Below are 14,946 nucleotides of genomic sequence, written 5' to 3' on the forward strand. Positions count from 1 at the left end.
GGAGGTCGTGCCGTGCGCCCCACCGCCCTTGCCCCGCTCATCCTCGCCACCGCGCTCACCGCCGGTTCGCTCGCCGCCTGCGACTCCGGATCCGGCGGCGACCGGGACACCGTCAAGGTCGCCTACAACCGCTCGACCGACAACAAGGTGCGCTTCAAGGACGACTTCCTGGAGTCGGTGAAGCGGCAGTTCGAGCAGGACCACCCCGGCAAGAAGATCAAGCTCGTGCCGATCCAGGCCCCGGACAACGACTACGCCACCAAGGCGCAGCAGATGATGCGCTCCGCGAAGACCGCGCCGGACCTGGTCTACGAGGACACCTTCCGCATCAACTCCGACATCAAGGCCGGGTACTTGAGCCCCCTCGACGACAGACTGGCCTCCTGGGACTCCTGGAGCCGCTTCGTCCCCACGGCGAAGGCCGCCGCCAGGGCCGAGGACGGCAAGACCTACGGCGTCCCGGACGGCACCGACACCCGGGGCCTGTGGTTCAACAAGCAGATCCTCACCAGGGCGGGCCTGCCCGCCGACTGGCAGCCGAGGAACTGGGCGGACATCCTGACCGCCGCCCGCACCATCAAGGCGAAGGTCCCCGGCGTCATCCCGCTCAACGTCCTGACCGGCAAGGCCGTCGGCGAGGCGGCGGTGATGCAGGGCTTCGAGATGCTGCTGTACGGCACCGGCGAGAACCCCCTCTACGACCCCGCCGCCAAGAAGTGGATCACCGGCTCCCAGGGCTTCCAGGACGCCCTCGCCTTCGTACGGACGGTGTACGGCGAGAAGCTCGGCCCGGACGTCTCGGACGCGCTCGACCCCAATGTGAACACCCGGGTCGCCACCGAGTGGCTGCCCGAGGGGAAGCTGGCGATCGCGCTGGACGGGTCGTGGCTCGGCCAGTTCTGGGGCCCCAGGGGCGCGAAGGAGTGGCCGCAGTGGCCCACCGCGCTCGGCCGGGCCGCGATGCCCACCCAGGACAGCCGCGCGCCCGGCCGGGTCTCCCTCTCCGGCGGCTGGACCTGGGCGATCCCCCGCAAGGCCGGGAACCCGGAGCTCGCCTGGGAGTTCCTGAAGGCGATGCAGACCCCGGCCAACGCCGTGCGGTGGGACGTGGCGGACGCGCAGATCGCGGTGCGCGACGACGTGGCGAAGGACCCGGCGTATCTGAAGTCCATGCCCGGCATCGACTTCTTCACCGGACTCGTCCAGTACACCCACTACCGCCCGGCCCTGCCGGTCTATCCGCAGGTCTCGTCCGCGATCGGGGAGGCGATGGAGGCGGTGACCACCGGGGACTCCTCGCCGCGGCAGGCCGCCCGGTCCTACGACGAGCAGCTGCGCACGATCGCCGAAGGGGCGGTGGCGGCCCGGTGAGGGCCCGGCCGGTCCGCTGGCTGCCGCTGGCCCCCGCCACCCTGCTCCTGCTGCTCTTCCTCGCCGGACCCATCGGCTACTGCGTCTGGATCTCCTTCACCGACATGCAGCTCACCGGCTCGTCCGGCACCAGCTTCGTCGGGTTCGCCAACTTCCGGCGGGCCTTCGCCGACCCCGGCTTCCGCAACGCGGTCTGGCTGACGGTGGTCTTCACCGTGCTCTCCTCGATCGTCGGCCAGAACACCCTGGGCCTGGCGCTGGCCGCCCTGATGCGGCGCGCCTCGCGGCCGGTGCGCACCCTCACCGGCACGCTGGTGATCGCCGCCTGGGTGCTGCCGGAGATCGTCGCCGCGTTCCTGCTGTACGCCTTCTTCCGCCGCGAGGGCACCCTGAACGCGATCCTGCACTGGCTCCATCTGCCCACCCAGAACTGGCTGTTCGGGCTGCCGGTCCTGGCGGTCTCGTTCGCCAACGTGTGGCGCGGCACCGCGTTCTCGATGCTGATCTACTCGGCCGCGCTCGCCGAGATCCCCCAGGAGATCACCGAGGCCGCCGAGGTGGACGGCGCCAGCGGGCCGCGCCGCCTCTGGCACATCACGCTGCCGATGATCCGCCGCTCCATCGGCACCAATCTGATGCTCAACACCCTGCAGACGCTCTCGGTGTTCGGGCTGATCTGGGCGATGACCCGGGGCGGCCCCGGGCGGCGCAGCCAGACGCTCCCGGTGTTCATGTACGACCAGGCGTTCCTGAAGAGCCTGCTCGGCTACGGCACGGCGGTCGCCCTGCTGCTGCTCCTGGTGGGCGCGCTGTTCTCGGTGGTCTACCTGCGGCTGATGCGGGTGGAGGTGTGAGCGCGCCGCGCCGGGGGCCGCGCCGCCGCACCCGGGAGCGCCTGGCCGCCGACGCCGCGCTGACGGCGCTGGCCGCCGCCTTCGCGCTGCCGCTGGTGTGGCTGCTGCTCTCCTCCCTCGACCCGGACGCCGATCTGCGGGTCAGGGTCCCCAGCTCGCCGACCCTGGACAACTTCTCGGCGGTGTGGACGGACGAGATCACCTTCACGCCGATGCTCAACAGCCTCGTCCTGTGCGGCGGGGCGACCGCGCTGACCGTGGTGTGCGCGGTGCTCGCCGCGTACCCGCTCTCGCGCTACCGCTCGCGCCTGACCCGCCCGTACCTGCTGACGGTCCTGTTCACCACCTGTCTGCCGATCACGGCCGTGATGGTGCCGGTGTACGGGCTGTTCGTCCGGGTCGACCTGATCGACACCGTCTACGGCACGGCGCTCTTCCTCGCCACCTCGCAACTGCCGTTCGCGATCTGGCTGATGAAGAACTTCATGGACGGGGTGCCCCGGATCCTGGAGGAGGCGGCGTGGGTGGACGGCGCGTCGATGCCGCAGACGCTGTGGCGGGTGGTGCTGCCGCTGATGGGGCCGGGCGTGACGGTGGTGACGATCTACACCTTCATCATGCTGTGGGGGAACTTCTTCGTCCCCTTCATGCTGCTGCTCTCCCCCGACAAACTGCCCGCCTCGGTCTCGATCTTCACCTTCTTCGGCAACTACGGCTCGGTGGTCTACGGCCAGCTGGCCGCGTTCTCCATCCTGTACTCGACCCCGGTGCTGCTCCTCTACGTACTGATCGCGAAACGGCTCGGCGGAGGTTTCGCGCTGGGCGGCGCGGTGAAGGGATGAGGGCGGGCCCCGCGCGCGGTGCGGCGAAGGGGCCGGTGGACGGGCCGGTGAGCGGTCCGGCGGGCGGTCCGGTGCGAACGTCTCACCGATAAGCGGAGACGTACCTTCCTACGATCTGCCATGTTTGGGCGAACACACCGTGGTCAGCCGTCACCCTGTGCACCTACGGTGTGCGCGTGCACCCCACCCCGCCCTTCAACGCCGCTGCCATGCGCCGACTGCGCGAGGCGCTGGGCATGGCGCCCGGCCATGTCGCCTACGGTCTGTACGCCCAGTACGGACTGCGGGTCTCCCCCGACACCGTGGCCTCCTGGGAACGGGGCCTGCAAACCCCCGACTCCCGGGAGCTGACCGCCCTCGCCGGAGTGCTCTGGTGCTCGCCCGGCGACCTGATGGCCGCCGCCGCCACCCTGCGCGAACACCGGATGGCGCGCGGGCTGAGCCCGCAGGAGCTGGCGCGCCGGGTCGGGCTCGACGCCGGGGCGTACGTCCGGATGGAGGAGTCGGGCCGCTGGCGCGGCAACGAGCGCCAGTCCGAGGCGCTCGCCGGGGTGCTGGGCCTGTCGCTGCGCGACTACGTGACGGCGACCGGCCAGGAGGAGGACCTGGCGGAGCTGCTGCGCGGCGCGGTCACCACCCGCTGGCAGGCGTACGTGCGCCCGGCCGCCAAACTGCTCGCGCTGCCGCGCCACCATCTGGAGGACGTGCTGGAGCAGCTGCACACCGACTACCAGGGCCGGATGGTGTCCACCATGAGCTGGGGGACGAGCGGCGCGGCGGAGTCGACGGCGGGCGACGCGGGCCGCGACTTCCTGGACCGCATAGTCGACCACTTCTGGGCGGTGGCACGGGTGTAGGCACGGACCGGGCGCGGCCCGGGACCCGTCCGCGGGCCGGGGGCCCTCCGCGGACCGCGCGTCCGGTCGCGCGGTTCCGGCCGCGCGGTTCCCCGCGTCCCCGGCTGCCCGGGGACTCGGGGAGCGCCCGTCAGAAGACCGACTCCGCCTCGAACATCCGGTCCGCCGGCACGGTCTTGAGCTCCGTCACCGCCGACGCCAGCGGCGCCATCACGATGTCCGTCCCGCGCAGGGCCGTCATGTTGCCGAAGTCCCCCCGGTGCACCGCCTCCACCGCGTGCCACCCGAACCGGGTCGCGAGCACCCGGTCGTAGGCGGTCGGCACGCCGCCGCGCTGGACGTGCCCGAGGATGACCGGCCGGGCCTCCTTGCCCAGGCGCCGCTCCAGCTCGTTGGCGAGCCGGTTGCCGATGCCCGCGAACCGCTCGTGCCCGTACTGGTCGATCGCGCCCTTCTCGTACGGCATCGCGCCCTCGGCCGGGTGCGCGCCCTCCGCGACGCAGATCACCGCGAACTTCTTGCCGCGCGCGAACCGCTCCTCGACCATCTTGACCAGGTCGTCGACCTCGAAGGGCCGCTCCGGCAGACAGATGCCGTGGGCGCCGCCCGCCATCCCGGACTCCAGCGCGATCCAGCCCGCGTGGCGCCCCATGACCTCGACGACCATCACGCGCTGGTGCGACTCGGCGGTGGTCTTCAGCCGGTCGATGGCCTCGGTGGCGACCGTCACGGCGGTGTCGAAGCCGAAGGTGCGGTCGGTGGCGGAGATGTCGTTGTCGATGGTCTTGGGCACGCCCACGACCGGCATCCCGGCGTCCGACAGCATCCGGGCCGCGGTCAGCGTGCCCTCGCCGCCGATCGGGATGAGCGCGTCGAGGCCGTAGCGGAGGGCCAGCTCCGCGCAGTTCTCGGCGGCCTCGCGCAGCCGGTCGCGCTCCAGGCGGGCCGAGCCGAGGATGGTGCCGCCGCGCGCCAGGATGCCGCTGACCGAGTCGAGGTCGAGCTTGCGGAAGTGGCCGTCGAGCAGGCCCTTGAAGCCGTCCTCGAAGCCGATGACCTCGTCGCCGTGGCCGGTGAGGGACCGGTGCACGACCGACCGGATCACTGCGTTCAGCCCTGGGCAGTCGCCGCCCGCGGTGAGTACTCCGATGCGCATCGTGCTCAGTCTCCTGCTCTTCGGTGCCGTGCTGTGCCGGCACACCGGGGACCGGGCCGACGACCCGATTGTCACACGCGCAACGCGGGCCCCGCCTTTCCGGCGCGGGCGCGCCGCGCACCCCGCGGGCCCTCCGCCCGTGGGGTCCGGGGCCCTCCGCCCCTGGGCCCCGGGGCCCTTCGGCCCGTACCGCCGGGCCCTTCGGCCCCACCTCCGGCGGACCTCGGTCCGGCGGGCGCTTTAACTACCCACGGAGGTATTGTCAAGGGGGCATCCTTGGCCTATCTGCATTTTTTCCGACCGCCGGAGCCCGGCCGCCTGGGCGAGGACAGACAGAACGGGAGAGCACGCGTGACGCGCAGCGTGTACGTGACCGGGATCGACCGGGGAGACGGCCGCCAGGTCATCGAGCTGGGAGTCATGGAGCTCCTGACCCGCCAGGTGGACCGGGTGGGCGTCTTCCGCCCCCTGGTGCACGACGGGCCGGACCGCCTCTTCGATCTGCTCCGGGCCCGCTACCGGCTCTCCCAGGACCCGGCGACGGTGTACGGGATGGACTACCACGAGGCGTCCGCGCTCCAGGCCGAGCGCGGCACCGACGAGCTGGTCTCCCAGCTCGTCGAGCGCTTCCACAAGGTCGCCCGCGACTACGAGGTGGTCCTGGTCCTCGGCACCGACTTCGCCGCCACCCAGCTCCCGGACGAACTGGCGCTCAACGCCCGGCTCGCCAACGAGTTCGGCGCCTCCGTGATCCCGGTGGTGGGCGGCAAGGGCCAGACGGCCGAGTCGGTGCGGGCCGAGGCCCGCAACGCCCACCGCGCCTACCAGGCCCTGGGCTGCGACGTGCTCACGATGGTCGTCAACCGGGTGAACCCGCAGGACCGCGCGGCCATCGCCGAGCGCCTGGCGGCCCGCCTCCCGGTGCCCTGCTACGTACTGCCCGACGAGCCCGCGCTGGCCGCGCCGACCGTCGCCCAGATCACCTCCGCGCTCGGCGGCACGGTGCTGCTCGGCGACGACGCCGGGCTCGCCCGGGACGCCCTCGACTTCGTCTTCGGCGGCGCCATGCTGCCGAACTTCCTCAACGCCCTGACCCCGGGCTGCCTGGTGGTGACCCCGGGCGACCGCGCGGACCTGGTCGTCGGCTCGCTGGCCGCGCACAGCGCCGGCACGCCCCCGATAGCCGGTGTGCTGCTGACCCTGGACGAGCGGCCCGGCGAGGCCATCCTCACCCTGGCCGACCGGCTCGCGCCCGGCACCCCGGTGATCGCGGTGAGCGGCGGGTCCTTCCCCACCGCCGGTGAACTCTTCGCCCTCGAAGGCAAGTTGAACGCCGCGACCCCCCGCAAGGCGGAGACCGCCCTCGGCCTCTTCGAGCGGCACATCGACACCGCCGACCTGCTGGCCCGGATGTCGGTGGCCCGCAGCGGCCGGGTCACCCCGATGATGTTCGAGCACGAGCTGCTGGAGACGGCCCGCGCCGACCGCCGCCGGGTGGTGCTGCCCGAGGGCTCCGAGGAGCGCGTGCTGCGCGCCGCCGACGTCCTGCTCCGCCGGGACGTGTGCGAGCTGACGCTGCTCGGCGACACCGAGGCGATCCGCAAGAAGGCCGCCGACCTCGGCATCGACGTCACCAAGTGCCAGATCATCGACCCCCACACCTCGGAGCTGCGCCAGCCCTTCGCCGAGCGCTACGCCCAGCTGCGCGCCCACAAGGGCGTCACCGTGGAGCTCGCGTACGACGTGGTGGCCGATGTGAACTACTTCGGCACCCTGATGGTCCAGGAGGGCCTGGCCGACGGCATGGTGTCGGGCTCGGTGCACTCCACCGCCGCCACCATCCGCCCTGCGTTCGAGATCATCAAGACCACGCCGGGAGCCTCCATCGTCTCGTCGGTCTTCTTCATGTGCCTGGCCGACAAGGTGCTGGTGTACGGCGACTGCGCGGTCAACCCGGACCCGAACGCCGAGCAGCTGGCCGACATCGCCGTACAGGCCGCCGCCACCGCCGCCCGGTTCGGCGTGGACCCGCGGATCGCGATGCTCTCGTACTCGACCGGCACCTCCGGCTCTGGCGCCGACGTCGACAAGGTCCGCGAGGCCACCAAGCTGGTCCGCGAGGCGCGCCCGGACCTGCGGATCGAGGGCCCGATCCAGTACGACGCGGCGGTGGAGCCGTCGGTGGCCGCCACCAAGCTGCCGGACTCGGAGGTGGCCGGGCAGGCCACCGTGCTGATCTTCCCGGACCTCAACACCGGCAACAACACCTACAAGGCCGTGCAGCGCTCGGCCGGCGCCGTGGCCGTGGGCCCGGTGCTCCAGGGTCTGCGCAAGCCGGTCAACGACCTCTCGCGCGGCGCCCTCGTCCAGGACATCGTCAACACCGTCGCCATCACGGCCATCCAGGCCCAGGCGCAGGCAAAGGGGCAGGAGACCTCCGCATGACCAGCACCGACCCGACCGCGTCGCGCGTCCTCGTACTCAACTCCGGCTCCTCGTCGGTGAAGTACCAGCTGCTCGACATGAGCGACGGCTCGCGCCTGGCCGTGGGCCTGGTCGAGCGGATCGGCGAGGAGACCTCCCGGCTGGCGCACACCCCGCTGGCGACCGGCGGCGAGCGGCGCGAGACCACCGGCCCGATCGCCGACCACGCGGCGGCCCTGAAGGCCCTCGCCGAGGAGCTGGCGGCCGACGGCTTGGGCCTGGACTCCCCCGAGCTGGCCGCGATCGGCCACCGCGTGGTGCACGGCGGGCTGAGGTTCACCGCGCCGACCGTGATCACCGAGGAGGTCATGGCGGAGATCGAGCGGCTGGTGCCGGTCGCCCCGCTGCACAACCCGGCGAACATCACCGGCATCCGCACCGCCCAGGGGCTGCGCCCGGACCTGCCGCAGGTGGCGGTCTTCGACACCGCCTTCCACACCACGATGCCGGAGTACGCGGCCCGGTACGCGATCGACGTGGAGACCGCCGACGCCCACCGCATCCGCCGCTACGGCTTCCACGGCACCTCGCACGCCTACGTCTCGCGCCGCACGGCCGAGCTGCTCGGCAAGGACCCCGCCGAGGTCAACGTGATCGTCCTGCACCTGGGCAACGGCGCCTCGGCGTCGGCGGTGCGCGGCGGGGTGTGCGTGGACACCTCGATGGGGCTCACCCCGCTGGAGGGCCTGGTCATGGGCACCCGCTCCGGCGACGTCGACCCGGCGGTGACCTTCCACCTGGAGCGGGTGGCGGGCATGTCCACGGACGAGATCGACGTCCTGCTCAACAAGAAGAGCGGTCTGGTCGGGCTCTGCGGCGACAACGACATGCGCGAGATCCGCCGCCGCATCGACGAGGGCGACGAGCGGGCCGCGCTCGCCTTCGACGTCTACATCCACCGGCTGAAGAAGTACATCGGCGCCTACTACGCGGTGCTGGGCAAGGTCGACGCGGTGGTCTTCACCGCCGGGGTGGGCGAGAACGCGGCGCCGGTGCGCGAGGCGGCGGTGCGCGGTCTGGAGGAGCTGGGCCTGGCGGTCGACGGCGAGCTCAACGCCGTACGGTCCGACGCGCCGCGGCTGATCTCGCCGGAATACGCACGGGTGGCCGTGGCAGTGGTACCCACGGACGAGGAGCTGGAGATCGCGCGCCAGGCGTACGCGCTGGTCCGGTCCGAGGGCGCCGTGCCGGGCGGTGCGGACGCCTGACGGAGCGGTCCGGCGGGCCACGCCTGAGCGGGCCTCCGCCCATTTGTACATTCCACCAGACGGAATATTCCGGAGCGAAACAAACCGATAGGATACGCCTCATGCGCCGTTCCAAAATCGTCTGCACACTGGGCCCCGCCGTCGACTCCTACGAGCAGCTGACTGCTCTGATCGAGGCCGGTATGAACGTGGCCCGCTTCAACTTCAGCCACGGAACCCAGGCAGAGCACCAGGAACGGTACGACCGTGTCCGCAGGGCCGCCGCCGACACCGGCCGCGCGGTGGGCGTGCTCGCCGACCTCCAGGGACCCAAGATCCGCCTGGAGAAGTTCGCCGAGGGACCGGTCGAGCTGGTGCGCGGTGACGAGTTCACCATCACCACCGAGGACGTCCCCGGCGACAAGTCGATCTGCGGCACCACCTACAAGGGCCTGCCGGGCGACGTCTCCAAGGGCGACCCGATCCTGATCAACGACGGCAACGTCGAGCTCAAGGTGACCTCGGTCGAGGGCCCCCGGGTCAGGACCATCGTCATCGAGGGCGGTGTGGTCTCCGACCACAAGGGCATCAACCTGCCCGGCGCCGCCGTGAACGTCCCGGCCCTCTCCGAGAAGGACGTCGAGGACCTGCGGTTCGCTCTGAGGATGGGCTGCGACCTGGTCGCGCTCTCCTTCGTCCGGGACGCCGACGACGTCAAGGACGTCCACAAGGTGATGGACGAGGTCGGCCGCCGGGTGCCGGTCATCGCCAAGGTGGAGAAGCCGCAGGCCGTCGAGCACATGGAGGGCGTCGTCATGGCGTTCGACGGTGTGATGGTGGCCCGTGGCGACCTCGCCGTCGAGTACCCCCTGGAGCGGGTACCGATGGTGCAGAAGCGGCTCATCGAGCTGTGCCGCCGCAACGCCAAGCCGGTGATCGTGGCGACCCAGATGATGGAGTCGATGATCACCAACTCGCGCCCGACCCGCGCCGAGGCGTCCGACGTGGCCAACGCCATCCTGGACGGCGCCGACGCGGTCATGCTCTCCGCCGAGTCCTCGGTCGGCGCCTACCCGATCGAGACGGTCAAGACGATGTCCCGCATCGTGGAAGCCGCCGAGGAGGAGCTCCTCTCCAAGGGCCTCCAGCCGCTGGTGCCCGGCAAGAAGCCGCGCACCCAGGGCGGTTCGGTGGCCCGCGCCGCCTGCGAGATCGCGGACTTCCTGGACGGCAAGGCGCTGGTGGCGTTCACCAAGTCGGGTGACACCGCCCGCCGGCTGTGCCGCTACCGCACCGCCCAGCCGATCCTGGCCTTCACCACGGACGCCGGCACCCGCAACCAGCTGGCGCTGAGCTGGGGCGTCGAGTCGTTCGTCGTGCCGCACGTGGACAACACCGACGCGATGGTCGACCTCGTGGACGCCGAGCTGCTGAAGCTCAAGCGGTACCACGAGGGCGACACGATGGTCATCACCGCCGGCTCGCCCCCCGGCGTCCCCGGCACCACCAACATGGTCCGGGTCCACCACCTGGGCGGCGACCAGCAGGGCTGACGCGGCTGCTCCGTACGGGAGTTCCCGTACGGAGGACCTTCGCGCGACGAGGGCGGTGCACCGGAGCGGATCCGGGGCGCCGCCCTCGCGCACACCCGCGCGGGGGGGCACGAGCGGTTCCGTTGCCCAGTCGCGGAGTGCCCGCAACAGGATCTACATATTCAGTGGGGTACGTTCGCGTTCATGCGTGCCCCGATAACTGTGCAGTTCAGCCGACCACTGGCGGCAGTGGCCCTCACCGTGACGGCGGTGGCCTGTGGTGTCGCCCCCGCGGCCGCCCATCCGGTGAAGCCGGGCACGCCCACGCCCGGGAAGCCGTCGCCGGGCGTGCCGCGGGCCGGCTCCCCCAAGCAGCCCCCCGCGTCCATGTCGGCCGTGGGCGGCGAGCAGTTGGGCCGCCCGGGCCCCCAGACGGGTGCGGGCGCCCCCGCGCTGCCCAGGGACCTCTCGGCGCTGTCCTGGATGGTCTCCGACGCCGACACCGGCCAGGTGCTCGCCGCCAGCAACGCCCACTGGCCGCTGCCGCCGGCCTCCACCCTGAAGATGCTCTTCGCGGACACCGTGCTGCCCGTGGTGCCCGGTACCGCGAGCCACAAGGTGGAGGCGGCGGAGCTGACCGGCATGGGCGACGGCAGCAGCGCGGTCGGCATCGTCCCGGGCCAGACCTACCAGGGCGCCGACCTGTGGCGCGGGGTGTTCCTGCGCTCGGGCAACGACGCGGTGCACGTGCTCGCCTCGATGAACGGCGGCGTCCCCAAGACCGTGACGGACATGCAGGCCAAGGCGGAGTCGCTGGGCGCCAAGGACACGCACGTCCGCAGCCCCGACGGCTACGACGCGGAGGGCCAGGTCTCCTCGGCGTACGACCTGACCCTGTTCCTGCGCTCGGGCCTGCGCAACAAGGACTTCAAGGAGTACTGCGCGACGGCGGACGCCAAGTTCCCCGGCGGGCCCAACACCAAGGGCAAGCCGTTCGGCATCTCCAACACCAACCGCATGCTCTCCGGCATCGGCGGGGTCTCCAAGTACCCCGGCTTGATCGGCGGCAAGAACGGCTACACGACCCACGCGGGCAACACCCTGGCGGAGGCCGCCACCCGCGACGGCCACACGATCCTGGTGACGGTGATGAACCCCCAGGAGAACAAGCACGACAAGGTCTACACCGAGACGGCCGCCCTGCTCGACTGGGGCTTCGCGGCGGTCGGCAGGGCCCAGCCGATCGGCACCCTGGACCAGCCGAAGCCCTCCCCCGCCCCCCACGCGAAGACCTCGGCGGCGACCACCACGGACTCCTCGGGCCTGGGAATCCTGGGCTGGACGGGCCTGGGAGCGGGCGCGGCGGTGGCCGCGGGGGTGGCGTACGCGGTGCTGAAGCGGCGGCCGGAGAAGCGGCGCCGGGTGTAGGGGCGGGGGCTTCCCCGCCCGCCCGAGCACGGCGACAGCGTGGCCCGCACCGGATCCGGTGCGGGCCACGCTGTCGTCGCTGCCCCGAGGGCCTGGTGCGGAACGGGCTATTCGGGGCTGCCCTCCGTGATGTAGTTCTGCAGGCCCGGGATCGTCAGCGTGCCGCCGAACTGGCCCGCCTGATGGACCGTCGCGTCGGTGAAGAAGACGTACGGGATGTTCAGCGGGGGCGGGGTCTGCGGGCTGAACGTGATCGGGATGAGGCCGAAGAGGTTGCCCTTCAGCTCCTCCGTGTACATCGTCACCGTGCCGTTGCGGATCTTCGACTTGGAGCCCGCGCGCGCCTTCACATGAGCGGTGGTCGGCTTGCCGTTGAGCTCCGGGCCGTAGACCAGCTGGTGCAGGTTGTCGATGTCCACCGTGTCCGCCGTGAACTTCAGGACCTTCTTGGTCTTCCCGCTGCCCGTCTTCACCTCGACGATGCCCTGGTAGTCCAGACCGCCCAGGGCCAGCATCGAGGTCTTGAGGATCCACGGCTGGTCCGGCAGCAGCGGGACGCCCGCGGCGAGCTTGGCGTTGGCCAGCGCCTTGGGGTCCGGGGTCGGGCACGGGAAGGGCTGCTTGGCACCCGCGGGGATGTCGGTGTCCTTCTTGGCGTCCAGGCCCTTGGCGCTGTCCGCCAGGTCCTCGACCTTCTGGCCCGCCCGCGCGGCGGCGTCGCGGATGGCGTCGGCGGTCTTGTCCGCCGCCGCCCTGCCCGCCTGGTCCGCCGACTTCTTCTCCGGGGCCTTCGGCTTGGTGGCCTGCTGCCCCGGCGTCGTCTTCGAGGTCGTCGAAGGCGTCGGCGTCGACGGCTTGGCGGTGGTGCTCGTCGACGGCTTCGGGGCCGTCGGCGACGCCGACTTGCTCGGGTGGATGCCGAGGATGTCGCCCAGTACGTCCCCGAGGCCCAGCGGGTCAAGCGGGTTGGTGGACTTGGTGGGCGCGGGCTTGGTGGTCGGCGCGTTCGCCGGGGCGGACGGCTTCTGCTGGGCCTTGTCGGCCGAGGGCGTGGTGGTGGGCGCCGGCTGCCCGGCCTTGTCGCCCGACTTGTCGTCGGCCTTGTCCGGGGAACCGGCCTTGCCCGAGGAAGAGGAGGACGGGTCCGGCGTGGGCGCGTCCGTCTTACTGGCCGACGGGCTCGGCGACTTGGACGGGCTCGCCGACTCGCTCGGCTGGTCGGAGCGCGTCACACAGGGGCCGGGCGCGAACGGGATGTCCGTCTTGTCGTCCGCCATCGCGAGCTTGGGCGTGAGGCTCATCCCGACGAACATGGCCGTCGGCATCGCCGCCAGCGCCATCGCCTTGCCCGCGGGCATGTGCAGCTTCGTCAGCAGCGACTTCCTCGGGGCCGCGTGGCGCGGCCCCCTTCTCTCACGGGAGTCGCCGCCTCCGGTCGAGTCCAGCTGCGTCTCGTCACCCCGCACTGTTCCTCCCGCCATTGGCGTCGACTGTCGTTTCCGTGACGGCCGCTCCATGCTCCTCCTCACGCGGGCCGGGGACGCCGCCGTCCTCCGGCAGCGCGTCCGGCTCGTCCCCCGAGGGCTCGGCGGCCTTGCCCTGCCGCCCGCGCCGCTTCGGCTTCGCGGGCACCCAGGCCACCGCGAGCGCCCCGCCGAACAGGGCGAACAGGAAGCCGATGAGGAAGCCGCCGAAGTTGGCGACCGGCAGCGAGATCAGGGCGAGCAGGATGGCCGCGACACCGGCGAACACCCGTACGACGTGGTGGAACCACATGGTCAGGCCGAGCGTGACCAGAAGGACGCCGATGATCAGTGAGCCCGCACCCGCGGTCGTCGACATGGCCAGGGTGATGTTGCCCAGGTGCATGTTGGCGTACGGGAAGTACATGATGGGCACGCCGCCGGCGATGGTGAACAGCCCCGCCCAGAACGGCCTGCTGCCCCGCCAGGCCCGGTAACGCAGCCGCCAGTAGGAGAACCCTCGGGAACCTGTGGTCTCGGCGCTCATGGAAAACAGCTCCCTGGTACCGCTGTTGCTGTGAAAAGAAAGAGTTCCCCGGTGGCCGACGGATCCCCGCCGGCCACCGGGTGAAGCACCCGCTGGGCTACTTCTTCAGCTCGCACTCGTTGGCGCCGGTGGACAGCCGCAGCTTCAGGCCGTTGAGCTTGAAGCTGGCCGCCGTGGTCGCCCACGCACGCTGCTCGACCTTGTCGAGAATGACGTCGTCAGCGCGCTGCGCGAAGCCGTACGGGCTGGGGTTGGCACCCGGCGAACCGGCCTTGCCGGGCTGGATCTTGACCCCGTTGGAGCCGTCGGCGTCGGCCTTGCCCTCGCCCGCCGCGACACCGATGTCGATGTTCTTGAACGTCGCGTCGGTGTCGAGCTGGGACACATCGAGGTAGATGTTGTCCGCCACGACCGGCTTGCCCGCCTGGGTGCCCGCCTCGATCTTCATCGTGACGGCCTTGCCGATGCCCGGGATGTCGAACGGCAGCGGCGTCACCACGGACTGGCACATGTTGGTGATCTCGGCGTGGTTGAAGCCCGAGACGACCACCGGGTGGTTCTGGCCGGCGCCGCTGGCGATGGAGCCGTACTGCAGCATGTTGTGGCCGACCAGCTGGTCCGCCGTCACCTTGAAGTCGACCCCGGAAACACTGAACGACGCAGCGAGTGCGCCCTGGGCGAGGCCGATGCCTATCGCCGCCGTGGCGGCCACGCTCGGCACCATGACCAGAGCGAACCGCTTCCATCTGGTCCCGCCACGAACTTGGGACTCCATGACTTTCCTCCTTCTCGGACGTACATCTCCGGGACGGACCCTCGCAGGATGTCCAGGGATGGGAGAAGTGCTACGTCCTCGGGAAGGAGAGCGCCCGAGTCTCAGGCGCGTACCGCGTCCGAATCACCGGCGATCACCCCCGAGCGACAACCACTGGTCGCGCCTGACGCATCACGCACAACCTGCTGGACAGGCCCCGCCGTACGGCAGAGACCCCCCTGTCCACGGTCGGCGTCACTGGGCCGCCGGCCGGCTCGGTGGGGACCCAGGAAACGCCCTGCGCCGAGTGGCTGTCGGGCTGGTGCGCTGATGGACCGAGCGTGGCCGATCGTGGTCCATTCGGAGGAGGGGCGCAAGGGGGTTCGTTACTTGCCAGTAACGGACGGATAACCGTGGCACGACAGCCCGGCATCGCGCCGCCACACTTCGTGCCCCCAAGTCACGGGACAG

General features: G+C 71.3%; 12 protein-coding genes. 8 read left to right on the top strand and 4 right to left on the bottom strand.

What is annotated here, in order from left to right:
* The first annotated feature begins 12 nt into the window (after window positions 1-12).
* The 4 genes from AB5J87_RS11130 (at window position 13) to AB5J87_RS11145 (ending at window position 3,924) form a co-directional block, all read left to right on the top strand.
* Window positions 13-1,371, top strand: a complete 1,359-nt coding sequence (locus AB5J87_RS11130; protein ID WP_369376243.1) for an extracellular solute-binding protein — start codon at window positions 13-15, stop codon at window positions 1,369-1,371.
* Entirely contained in the window at window positions 1,368-2,225 is an 858-nt protein-coding gene (locus AB5J87_RS11135) for a carbohydrate ABC transporter permease (RefSeq protein WP_369376244.1), read from the top strand. Before AB5J87_RS11130 ends, AB5J87_RS11135 begins: the two co-directional genes overlap by 4 nt.
* On the top strand, window positions 2,222-3,067 hold the full coding sequence (locus AB5J87_RS11140) for a carbohydrate ABC transporter permease (protein ID WP_369376245.1): 846 nt from the start codon (window positions 2,222-2,224) through the stop codon (window positions 3,065-3,067). Before AB5J87_RS11135 ends, AB5J87_RS11140 begins: the two co-directional genes overlap by 4 nt.
* A 209-nt stretch (window positions 3,068-3,276) precedes the next feature.
* Window positions 3,277-3,924, top strand: a complete 648-nt coding sequence (locus AB5J87_RS11145) for a helix-turn-helix domain-containing protein (protein WP_369383472.1) — start codon at window positions 3,277-3,279, stop codon at window positions 3,922-3,924.
* Window positions 3,925-4,054: 130 nt separating this feature from the next.
* Here AB5J87_RS11145 and AB5J87_RS11150 read toward each other — a convergent pair whose 3' ends face one another.
* Entirely contained in the window at window positions 4,055-5,080 is a 1,026-nt protein-coding gene (locus AB5J87_RS11150; RefSeq protein ID WP_369376247.1) for an ATP-dependent 6-phosphofructokinase, read from the bottom strand.
* Between the two features lie 351 nt (window positions 5,081-5,431).
* Here AB5J87_RS11150 and pta point away from each other — a divergent pair, with 351 nt between their 5' ends.
* The 4 genes from pta to AB5J87_RS11170 all read left to right on the top strand — a co-directional run bounded on the left by pta (window position 5,432) and on the right by AB5J87_RS11170 (window position 11,711).
* Complete coding sequence (gene pta / locus AB5J87_RS11155; RefSeq protein WP_369376249.1) at window positions 5,432-7,525, top strand: phosphate acetyltransferase; 2,094 nt, start codon at window positions 5,432-5,434, stop codon at window positions 7,523-7,525.
* Window positions 7,522-8,772 carry an acetate kinase gene (locus AB5J87_RS11160; RefSeq protein ID WP_369376250.1) on the top strand — a complete coding sequence of 417 codons (1,251 nt, stop codon included), beginning with the start codon at window positions 7,522-7,524 and terminating at the stop codon, window positions 8,770-8,772. The genes pta and AB5J87_RS11160 overlap by 4 nt, the downstream gene beginning before the upstream one ends.
* A 101-nt stretch (window positions 8,773-8,873) precedes the next feature.
* The gene (pyk, locus tag AB5J87_RS11165; RefSeq protein ID WP_369376251.1) at window positions 8,874-10,304 is read left to right on the top strand and encodes a pyruvate kinase; all 1,431 of its coding nucleotides are present in this window, start codon (window positions 8,874-8,876) and stop codon (window positions 10,302-10,304) included.
* Window positions 10,305-10,487: 183 nt separating this feature from the next.
* Window positions 10,488-11,711 carry a D-alanyl-D-alanine carboxypeptidase family protein gene (locus AB5J87_RS11170; RefSeq protein WP_369376252.1) on the top strand — a complete coding sequence of 408 codons (1,224 nt, stop codon included), beginning with the start codon at window positions 10,488-10,490 and terminating at the stop codon, window positions 11,709-11,711.
* Between the two features lie 107 nt (window positions 11,712-11,818).
* On the opposite strand, the gene AB5J87_RS11175 is transcribed toward AB5J87_RS11170, so the two are convergent.
* From AB5J87_RS11175 to AB5J87_RS11185, 3 genes are all read right to left on the bottom strand, one after another.
* A complete protein-coding gene (locus AB5J87_RS11175; RefSeq protein ID WP_369383473.1) occupies window positions 11,819-13,177 on the bottom strand; it encodes a hypothetical protein in 1,359 nt (452 codons plus the stop codon).
* Window positions 13,167-13,721, bottom strand: coding sequence for a DUF6114 domain-containing protein (locus AB5J87_RS11180; RefSeq protein WP_369376253.1), 555 nt, complete (start codon window positions 13,719-13,721; stop codon window positions 13,167-13,169). Before AB5J87_RS11180 ends, AB5J87_RS11175 begins: the two co-directional genes overlap by 11 nt.
* 97 nt (window positions 13,722-13,818) lie before the next feature.
* Window positions 13,819-14,496: a DUF6230 family protein gene (locus tag AB5J87_RS11185; protein WP_369376254.1), complete on the bottom strand. Its 678-nt coding sequence runs from the start codon at window positions 14,494-14,496 to the stop codon at window positions 13,819-13,821.
* Window positions 14,497-14,946: the final 450 nt, after the last annotated feature.

Source organism: Streptomyces sp. cg36, from assembly GCF_041080675.1.
In the GTDB taxonomy this organism is placed as follows: Bacteria; Actinomycetota; Actinomycetes; order Streptomycetales; family Streptomycetaceae; genus Streptomyces.

Coding starts and splice junctions, on each gene's coding strand:
- AB5J87_RS11145 (WP_369383472.1), top strand. CDS start 3,277: ATGCGCCGACTGCGCGAGGCGCTGGGCATGGCGCCCGGCCATGTCGCC.
- AB5J87_RS11150 (WP_369376247.1), bottom strand. CDS start 5,080: ATGCGCATCGGAGTACTCACCGCGGGCGGCGACTGCCCAGGGCTGAAC.
- AB5J87_RS11160 (WP_369376250.1), top strand. CDS start 7,522: ATGACCAGCACCGACCCGACCGCGTCGCGCGTCCTCGTACTCAACTCC.
- pyk (WP_369376251.1), top strand. CDS start 8,874: ATGCGCCGTTCCAAAATCGTCTGCACACTGGGCCCCGCCGTCGACTCC.
- AB5J87_RS11170 (WP_369376252.1), top strand. CDS start 10,488: ATGCGTGCCCCGATAACTGTGCAGTTCAGCCGACCACTGGCGGCAGTG.
- AB5J87_RS11180 (WP_369376253.1), bottom strand. CDS start 13,721: ATGAGCGCCGAGACCACAGGTTCCCGAGGGTTCTCCTACTGGCGGCTG.
- AB5J87_RS11185 (WP_369376254.1), bottom strand. CDS start 14,496: ATGGAGTCCCAAGTTCGTGGCGGGACCAGATGGAAGCGGTTCGCTCTG.